Annotated in this window: 7 protein-coding genes and 1 pseudogene; 1 reads left to right on the forward strand and 7 read right to left on the reverse strand. The window is 59.4% G+C overall.

The window, feature by feature from the left end:
• Positions 1-1,023 precede the first annotated feature (1,023 nt).
• The 3 genes and pseudogenes from AC0L2Z_RS34200 to AC0L2Z_RS34210 all read right to left on the reverse strand — a co-directional run.
• Positions 1,024-2,379: a Glu/Leu/Phe/Val family dehydrogenase gene (locus AC0L2Z_RS34200; protein ID WP_473630493.1), complete on the reverse strand. Its 1,356-nt coding sequence runs from the start codon at positions 2,377-2,379 to the stop codon at positions 1,024-1,026.
• Positions 2,380-2,738: 359 nt separating this feature from the next.
• On the reverse strand, positions 2,739-4,142 hold the full coding sequence (locus tag AC0L2Z_RS34205; RefSeq protein ID WP_473630494.1) for an aminotransferase: 1,404 nt from the start codon (positions 4,140-4,142) through the stop codon (positions 2,739-2,741).
• Positions 4,143-4,154: 12 nt separating this feature from the next.
• A pseudogene (locus AC0L2Z_RS34210) lies at positions 4,155-5,630 on the reverse strand (NAD-dependent succinate-semialdehyde dehydrogenase); the annotation flags it as partial.
• A 713-nt stretch (positions 5,631-6,343) separates the two neighbouring features.
• Here AC0L2Z_RS34210 and AC0L2Z_RS34215 point away from each other — a divergent pair.
• On the forward strand, positions 6,344-6,595 hold the full coding sequence (locus tag AC0L2Z_RS34215) for a hypothetical protein (RefSeq protein WP_473630489.1): 252 nt from the start codon (positions 6,344-6,346) through the stop codon (positions 6,593-6,595).
• A 203-nt stretch (positions 6,596-6,798) separates the two neighbouring features.
• Here the strand turns inward: AC0L2Z_RS34215 and AC0L2Z_RS34220 are convergent, their stop codons facing one another.
• From AC0L2Z_RS34220 to AC0L2Z_RS34235, 4 genes are all read right to left on the reverse strand, one after another.
• Entirely contained in the window at positions 6,799-6,957 is a 159-nt protein-coding gene (locus AC0L2Z_RS34220; RefSeq protein WP_473630495.1) for a hypothetical protein, read from the reverse strand.
• A 172-nt stretch (positions 6,958-7,129) separates the two neighbouring features.
• Positions 7,130-7,273, reverse strand: a complete 144-nt coding sequence (locus AC0L2Z_RS34225; RefSeq protein ID WP_473630490.1) for a hypothetical protein — start codon at positions 7,271-7,273, stop codon at positions 7,130-7,132.
• A gap of 284 nt (positions 7,274-7,557) precedes the next feature.
• A complete protein-coding gene (locus tag AC0L2Z_RS34230; protein ID WP_473630491.1) occupies positions 7,558-8,061 on the reverse strand; it encodes a GNAT family N-acetyltransferase in 504 nt (167 codons plus the stop codon).
• Positions 8,062-8,794: 733 nt separating this feature from the next.
• Positions 8,795-9,044: TOBE domain-containing protein (locus AC0L2Z_RS34235; protein ID WP_473630492.1), on the reverse strand; the 250-nt coding region annotated here is incomplete at its 5' end.

Below are 9,044 nucleotides of genomic sequence, written 5' to 3' on the forward strand. Positions count from 1 at the left end.
ACCAGCAGGCGGAGGTCGATGCCTTCAACGCCGCGCTGAAAGACTATATCGGTTCCGACGAGATGATGGCGTCGGTCAGCAAATACGGCTACACCAAAGCCACCCTGCCGGACGGCACCAAGACCGCCGAACGCTGCAAGGGGTGAGGCGCGACGGCAGCCGTGTTCCAGCCTGACTCCGCTCCCCGGCTTTGCGCCGGGGAGCACGCAACGGGGGACAGGGACACGAGCGAATTCGCCTTCGGCTTCAGCGTGGCGGCGCACGCAAACGGCGACATGATCACCGTTGTCGTGACCCTCGGGGCATCTGTGGTGGCGATAGTCTCTGCTCGAAGCTGGAAAATACCCGGCCGATCGGTGCCTCCAAGTTACGCGGGCGATCAACGCCGTCTTCAACATGCCGGGCGAGGCGCGCGGCGTCGTTGCTGCTCGATCGGGCATGGCCGGTGGCCTGCAGCCGTCGTCTGCATGTCGTCGCCCGTGCCGCAGGCGAAGGTCAACGGATCAAGGCGATCGGAGCGGACGCACGCAGCGCTGGCGGAAGCCAGGACGACGCTGGCGGAAAGGCAACGGTTCGGCGGCGAAAAAAGCGCTGATCGACAATTCCCCGTTCGACGACCGCTGGTGACCCCCGGGCCAAGAACGACCGCACTGGAGAGGCGCGAGGACTGCCGGATCCGGGGCGGCTTGACGGTGGGCGTGTTACGCTCGCCGCCAAGACAATTAAGCCGGAGATCAGGGTGATCGGCCTGTCGATCGAAAGGCGCACGGCCATGTCGCCGGGCGAGGTGGAAGGCGGCTAGCCCTGCCGATTGGCCCCGGCGGGGAGATTCGGCTGGAAAGCCGACCCGCCCCTCCAGCTGGCCCGCGCCTATTGGAGTCGCCCGGCGACAGCCTGAGAAGCAGGCCGGCGATCGCGGAAGGCGTGGGCCGTCGCTGCCGACCCGGAAAAACCCTATTCCAAGGGCTCGACATATTCTGGCATCGTCTCGTCTGTGCCCCAGTAAGGTTTTGACAGCAGAGCTCAGATGCCTATAGCCTCGTAGGCAGCAGCAATCCTACGAATGGACGTGACATAGGCTGCCGTCCGGTAGTCGCCGAGTTCGGGCTGTGCCTCAAGCAGATCGGCTATGTTCCCCCAAGCGCCGCGCATGACGTCCTCGAGGCCTGATCGAACCAGGTCGATCTCGGCGCCGCCTTCGAGAAAATCGTCACGCATGTCGGCTGGAAACGTCTTGCCGGTCATGCGCTCAAGCGCTGTGGCGATCGCATGGTTGCGCCGTTCCCGACGCCGCCTCTCCATTAAGCCGAATGGGATGTGGGTCAGATTCTTCACCCATTCGAAATAGCTCACCACCACACCGCCAGCGTTGACATAGAGGTCGGGGAGGATTGTAACGCCTCGGAAGCGCAGCATTTGATCGGCCTGAAAGGTGACCGGGCCATTGGCGGCTTCGACGATGAGATGCGCCTTGATGCGTTCGGCGTTGTCAATGTGAATGACGTTCTCCATCGCCGCAGGGATGAGGATGTCGCAAGCTTCCTCAATGCCAGTCATGTCGCCCGCGAAAGATTCGGCACCGTCGAAGTCGAGAATGCTGCCAGTGCGCAGTTGATGCTGCTTGAGCGCCTCGACGGGGAGGCCTTCGGGGTTGGCTATATATCCGTCGTGTTCAGCAACGACCACCATCCGCGCGCCATCTTCCTCGGAGAGAAACTTGGCTGCGTGGTAGCCGACATTGCCAAACCCCTGAACGACAACGGACGCTCCTTTGAGGTCGCGTCGTCCCGCAATCCCTGGAGTGCGTACATCGCGGAGATAGCTTTCGATGGCAAACTGCACGCCTCGGCCGGTCGCTTCGGTGCGTCCCGCAATTCCGCCTTTTGAGAGCGGTTTTCCTGTAACGCAAGCGCGCGCATTGATGACATCATTCGGATTGGCGCGGCGGAATTCGTCGACCATCCAGGCCATCTCCCGCTCGCTCGTGCCCACGTCCGGAGCCGGAACATTGAGACCAGGGCCGATCAAGCCACGTTTATTGAGCTCCTGGGTGAAGCGGCGGGTGATGCGCTCAAGCTCCTGGATCGTCCACTCGCGCGGGTCGATCTTGAGTGCGCCTTTGGACCCACCGAAGGGCAGATCAACCAATGAGCATTTGAGCGTCATCAGTGCGGCAAGTGCCTCGACCTCCTCGGCGTCGGCATTGGGCGCATATCGAATGCCGCCCTTGACCGGCTCGCAGTGCTCGCTGTGGACGGAGCGCCAGCCGACAAAGCTGTACATGCGGCCGCGCAGTCTGACGCCGAAACGCACAGTGTAGGTCGAGTTGCATTGAACGATGCGCTCAGCAAGCCCCTCGGGAAGATCGAGGAACGACATGGCATGACGGAAGTTCTGGTCGACGCTCTGTAGAAAATTCATGGTGGAGGCTAGCACCGCTCACCTCCCGAGACCGTACTGCCCGCCGGAGTGACGGAGCCGACGCGTGATGGGGTCTTCATGATCACCGCTCGATGTTCATCGCCAGGCCCGCATGAAGCTCGTAAGATGTCTTTTGCCCGCGGTCCATTCTCCCTTGGGAGCATCTCTAGGAATCTCGACAAGGTGAGCAATCTCGTGGTGATCGCTGCATGAATCCACCTGTGGATCCCTTCCCGTGGTTTCGTCCCTTTCGCCTTCAATTTCTTACTCACTTTAAAAACTGCCCAGTGAATCTCCACTCTGCATATCTCCGTCATTCAGGTGTTTTGGCTTTCGCGGACAAGCTCATCCATAACGAAACGGACAGCGCTTTCAGCGATCGCGACGATCTCTTCGACCTCAGCCTTGGTTGCAACGAGCGGCGGGGCAAAGCCCAAGATGTCCCCGTGCGGCATAGCGCGAGCGATAAGGCCACGGTCGCGGGCTGCTTTCGAAATTCGCGCACCAACTTTGAGTGTCGGATCAAAACGCTTCCGATTGTGGCGGTCGGCCACGAACTCGATTGCGCCCATAAGGCCTACTCCGCGTACTTCACCGACGATAGGCAACTGCGCGAATTTCTCCTTTAGCTGCGCTTGGAAAAATGCGCCGACGTCACGGGCGTTACAAGGTAGGTCTTCCTTCTCGACGATGTCGAGCACCGCGTTGGCCGCGGCGGCTCCGATCGGATGGCCTGAGTAGGTGTAGCCGTGCGAGAAAGCGCCAACCCTATCAGCTCCGTCCTCTAAAACCCGATAAACCTTCTCACCGACGATTGCCGCGGAGAGCGGGAAGTAGGCGGACGTCAGACCCTTCGCAACCGTAATCAGATCGGGTTCGATGCCATAGTGCTGTGAACCGAACATGGAACCGGTTCGGCCGAACCCGGTAATCACCTCGTCAGCGATTAAAAGAATATCATGCTTCTTCAGAACCGCCTGGGTTGCTTCCCAGTAGCCTTCCGGCGGAGGGGTGATGCCACCCGTGCCGAGCACCGGTTCTCCGATGAAGGCGCCGACGTTATCCGGTCCCAGGAGTTCGATGAGTTGATCGAGTTCCTCGGCACGCCGTGCTGAGAACTCGCCCTCTGTCTCACCCGGGTTTGCGCCCCAGTAGTGATGCGGAACGCCGGTGTGAACAATCTGCGGTAGTGGCAGGTCCATGTGGTCGTGATAGAAGCTCATGCCGGTCATCGAGCCAGAGACAACGCTGCAGCCGTGATAGCCTCGCTCACGCGAGATGATCTTCTTCTTGTTCGGCTTGCCCCGCAGGTTGTTGTAGTACCAAACGAGTTTAGCCTGGGTCTCGTTGGCATCCGAGCCGGACATGCCGTAGAAGACCTTGCTCATTCTGCCCGGCGCCATTTTTACGAGGCGATCGGAGAGGATTGCAAGCTCATCAGTCGTGTGGGCTGCGTAGGAGTGATAGTAGGCAAGACGATAGGCCTGGCGCGAAATCGCTTCGGCGACTTCGGCACGGCCGTAGCCAACGTTAACGCAATAGAGGCCGGCGAAGCCATCGATCAACTGGTTGCCATGGGCGTCCTGGATGCGGATGCCCTTCCCTGTCTCGACGATGGTTGGGTCGCCCAGCTTGCCGCTGGCGAAGTCTTTGAGCTGCGTGAAAGGATGAAGGACAGAGTTCCTGTCCTTCGCACTGATGTCCTTGATGTTGATGCTCATAGGCCCTTCCTTGGCTGCAATGTTGCCGAAGCAGACGTATTTCGGTTCCAGGTATTCGGCCAAGCCGTGCTTTGAGCCCTCGCGGCCGAGGCCGGACTGTTTCCATCCGCCAAAAGGAATCGGCGCGCCGGTGAATTTCGCGGTGTTGACTGCAACCATGCCGTATTCGAGCCGGTCGGTGAGTCGCATCGCGCGGTTAAGATCTCGGGTGTAGATATAGGCCGCAAGGCCCATCTCCGAATTGTTGGCGCGCGCGAGCACTTCCCCTTCGTCGTCAAAGGGCAGGATTGCAGCCACAGGCCCGAACGTTTCTTCCTTTGCGACCTGCATGTCGTCGGTCACGTCCGCGAGCACGGTCGGCGTCACGAAATTCCCACCAAGTGGGTTATCCTGTGAGCCGGCTACCATTCGAGCCCCGGCCGAAAGAGCGTCCGAAATCTGCTGCCTGCACTTTTCGGCAACGGACGCCCTGGTCATCGGACCAATATCGATCCCATCTTCCAGCCCGTGCCCGACTTTCAGTTTTCTGGTGGCCTTGGCGAATTCCTCGAGGAAACGGTCATACACTCGCCGCTGCACGTAGATCCTGTTTGCCGCCAGACAGTCCTGACCGGATGTGGCGAACTTGGCTGCCATGCAGCCAGCGACCGCAGCCTCCATCGGCGCATCGTCGAAAAAGATGAAGGGAGCATTGCCACCAAGTTCGAGTGAAGCTTTTTTGATAGTCTTTGCGGACTGCTCGAGCAGGATTCGGCCAACCTCGGTCGAGCCCGTAAATGAGAACGCCCGCACCTCGGTATGCTCCAGCAGCCGTTTCGCAAGTGGCGGAGCTTCGCCCGTTATCACTTGAAACACGCCGGCGGGGATTCCTGCGCCCTCGGCAAGGCGAGCAAGTGCGAGCGCTGACAAGGGCGTTTCTGGGGCGGGCTTTACGATCATCGTGCAGCCAGCGGCCAGCGCAGCTCCAGCCTTTCTGGTGATCATTGCCGATGGAAAATTCCACGGGGTGATAGCGACGGTTACGCCAATCGGCTTCATCTGCACGGCTAGCCGAGTTCCGGCGAGATGGCTGGGGATGGTTTCGCCGTAGGCCCGCTCGCCTTCCGCTGCAAACCAGTCAAGAAAGCCAGCGGCATATGAAATCTCGCCGTGAGCCTCGGCGATCGGTTTGCCTTGCTCGGCCGTCATGATGACTGCCAGATCCTCCGCATGCTCCCGCATACCTGCTGCCCATTTCCGCAGGTATGCGCCACGTTCCGAAGGAAGCAGATCGCGCCACCGCAGGAATGCGGTTCTCCCGAAAAAAACCGCATTGTCCACATCTGACAATCCACAGGCTGCTACCTGAGCCAACTCTTCGCCAGTTGCAGGATCCACCACCCCGAGTGTTTCCGCCGTCGAGAGCCAGGCGCCATTCACATAAGCGCTTCTTTGCAGAAGGTCGGGCCGTTTGAGGCCCTCCAATGCAGCGGTTGCCATGCCTTTCATCTGTAACTCCGAGTCGAGCGTTCGATTGCTTCAAACTACCGATGTAGGAGCGTCGGCTATCAGCGCATTTGCAGGCTCCCAAGCCGGTCTCCTGCAAATACTTACAGGCAAGCGAGTTTTTCCTTCATCTGTGACTGAATGCCGGCCCTTGCTCTGGAACACCGAGCAGATCGCCCCACTTGCGTGCCGCTCATCCATCATCATCGGCGACGAGCCGACGACGGCGCTCGATGTGATAACCCAGCCCGGATCTGAAGCTTTGGGCAAGCTGCGTCGCAGTTCAACCTTGTCCTTATTTGATCATCCATACCGTCTCCATCGTGACCGAATCCTGCGATCGGGCGACGATCTATTTGCCGGCCGCATCGTCGAGGAGGGCACGATCGCCGATATCTTCAGCGAGCCGAAGCATCCCTATGCGGCACACCGTCTTCGATACTGTGTCAGAACCCTTGCGGCTGCTGCGACTGGCCAAGGACAAGAGAGAGTTCAGCGAACGAGTTCGCGAAGCACTCTACGCAGGGCTCAATCCGGCCGAGGAATATGCCGCACGCTTTCCCCATGAGCTCTCCGGCGGACAACGCGAGTGGGGACGTTGTTGCCGATGAGCCTGTCTCCATGCTCGACGTCTCGATCCGCGCCCAGATCCTCCAAGTGCCAGCTCCGCCAGCAGCAAAACATGGCGGTTTCTCTTCATCACCCACGACCTGCCTGTGGAACTGCTGCGCTTAGCCTGCCATCCGCGCATCAATGCTGCTGTCGAATTCGTCAAAGATGCTGAGACGATTGCTGGAGCGGACGAAGTGGCTCTCGTGCGCCGTTCCTTCGCAAGGTATTCGGAACTCTACTGCGCCCCTGGCGAGATGGAGAACAGGATCGGCGAGATGGAGAACCGGATCAAAGAATACGAGCTCAGGTCTTTTCGCCGACCGCGTTTTCGCCACCGAACCACCGGCAAGTGCTAGTATCCGTGCCTCCGCCCAAGTTTGAAAACCGGTGTAGCGACGCTATTTCCATTCGTGGTCGACGACGAACGCCAACGCGGTAGGCATGCTGCCCTGCGGATGGCGCCCAAATCGAACGCTCCAAAACCGGGCACTGTAAACGCGCGCCCTCTGCCTTGCATTTCCGGCGACACTGTCGAGTGCTAGAATAGAGCAGACAACTATCACGGTACCATCGGCAAGATGATATGAGAGGGATAGTTGCAATCATGATACAGCGTGTTCTCGGCCATTGCCGTCGCGCTTTCCGTGGCATTATTACCACTGGTGTTTAGGTTCCGGGCATAATGCGGGAAGCAGTTGCTCGCCACATTGACCCGGATGCGGTGGCCCGGCCCTCCATATTGCCGGACAGCGCATTGTGCTTTTCATGTTCCATTTCCCTTTGGGTAGTGGCCGGATAGCCGCCCGTCAAAGCTCAATTTCTGAAGGCTTAGTCAGCATTGTGGGCTTTGTCAGCACATAGTTGCGGGGCCTCGAAGGCCGCAGAGGCCTTCAGGACGCCAGGATCATCACGCGATCCCATGAGCGGACTGCACGAAACCCCGCCCAGTCATCGCCTCCCAGAAGCGACACGATCTGCGTGTCCTCTGTCACCTGATGGCCGGCGAAGATCTCGCTGCCGTGCTGTGTCGGCATATCCTTGGTGATGGAGCGGTCTCTGGTGGTTGCGGCACACCGTGCGGCAGGCCGATCTGCGCACCACTTATCAAGGGGGCCTCCGCCTTCATCGCATCGTCTTTCGTCCGGTCTGCAGCAAGCTAGGCGAAGGCGTTCAACTTCGGCTCCAGCTCGGCTATGTGACTCAATGAGGCGCTCAGGCACTCACCTGACAAACCTTTCGGGCGGGTCGACTCTGGCATCTCTACCACTGGCATACAGCTGATGTTTGAAGGTCCATGAGTTCAGTCATTTTGCTGACGTTAGGCGCGAGGCGATTTCGCAAGCCCGCGCACCAGCGCCTCCCATTCCGACCTCACTAACGACAGCACCAGCTCGTCGCGATGCTCCCCGAGGAAGGCGCTGCCGCGCGCCACGCCTTCGGCGACAAAGCCCACGGCCTCGTAGCTGCGCCGCGCCCTGAGGTTGTCGGGGAAGCAGCCAAGCCAGAGCCTGCGGACGTCGGTCTCCGTGAATGCCGCTTCGACAACGGCGCGCATCATAGTTCTACCGAGTCCCCTGCCCGGCTCGGCGACGGCAACGCGCTTTACAAGCGTCGCGTGCTCGCGCGAAGCCCAGTCGTGCAGGATGGCGAAGCCGATCGGCATTCTCTCAGCCTCGGCGACAAAATAGGCAAAACGCGGATCGGCGAGAGCCGCCATATGCTGAGCCTCCTCCCATCGATCGACCAGCTCTTCGTATCCTTCCACACGCTCCGTGTGCATGATGAAGGGGATGTCAGCTGAAACGGCCCGCCTCAAGGTCACGGTCGTTGGACAATTTGGTCGATCGATGCTTTGCAACCGCTTTCAGCTCGTAAATCTGGATTAAATCGCTCAGTGCTCGCTCGTTATTATAACAGCGTCAACGGCCGATTTGTGCGAATTACCCTAGGTGAGCGCAGGCGTTCGGCAATATTCTGTTGTTTGTGCATAAAATCGGCGATCGAAGGCGGCGGAGAGCGGATTGGCCGGCAACCTCGTGTATCGGGCAGTGTGGACGAACTTGCCTGCCGATTTTCATTGCCAGACATCTCGAAACCGGATGGAAGCAGTGACGTCACATTCGTATGGACGTGACACTGCTTTCCAGCCTTGGCATGTTGTTCGGACGGCGATCTACCGTAAGACCGTATGTCCGCCTCTGTCGGTGAGGTGGCTCGCCCTACACTGCGCGTCCGAGGGTTGCTCGGGCGGGCCGAGCCGATCCTCATCACAGGAGGACATACGGTCTTACGATCTACCACGCCTAATGTAGCTACTCCCGGCCATTCATCGACTCGCGGCTGGTCGGCCTTTGTGTGGCCGCATCCCGTTTTCTTGCTGTCTGGGTGCTCCGTCAAATTGATGGCGCTCGAATGATGGCCCCAATGCGACCGACACGCTTTTGCGTATCGCCGGTCGAACTACCGGCCGATGCACGATGTCGACAAAAAGCTGCCGCGAGTCAAACTCTATGTTCCTGCCACCCGCTTTGCTGCTCACCGTGTTGAAGAAAGGCTTAAAAGACCAGCACGTCCGACGCTGAGAACCGGGCGCGCACAGGTTGCCCTGTCACAAATCCCGAACCCTTTGCAATGTTCTTGCGAATTACCAGCAACCGGCTTTTCTCACGCAGTTCGACGACCACATGCACATCGGCACCGAGAGGAGCTACGTCGAGCACCACGCCAAGCAGGACATTGTGTGCGAGATCATCAACCGCGCCACCTGCAGCGACGTCAATGAGTTCGATGTTTTCCGGTCTTATG

Source organism: Mesorhizobium sp. WSM4850, from assembly GCF_055811735.1.

Coding starts and splice junctions, on each gene's coding strand:
- AC0L2Z_RS34200 (WP_473630493.1), bottom strand. CDS start 2,379: ATGTCGTTCCTCGATCTTCCCGAGGGGCTTGCTGAGCGCATCGTTCAA.
- AC0L2Z_RS34205 (WP_473630494.1), bottom strand. CDS start 4,142: ATGAGCATCAACATCAAGGACATCAGTGCGAAGGACAGGAACTCTGTC.
- AC0L2Z_RS34225 (WP_473630490.1), bottom strand. CDS start 7,273: ATGCCGACACAGCACGGCAGCGAGATCTTCGCCGGCCATCAGGTGACA.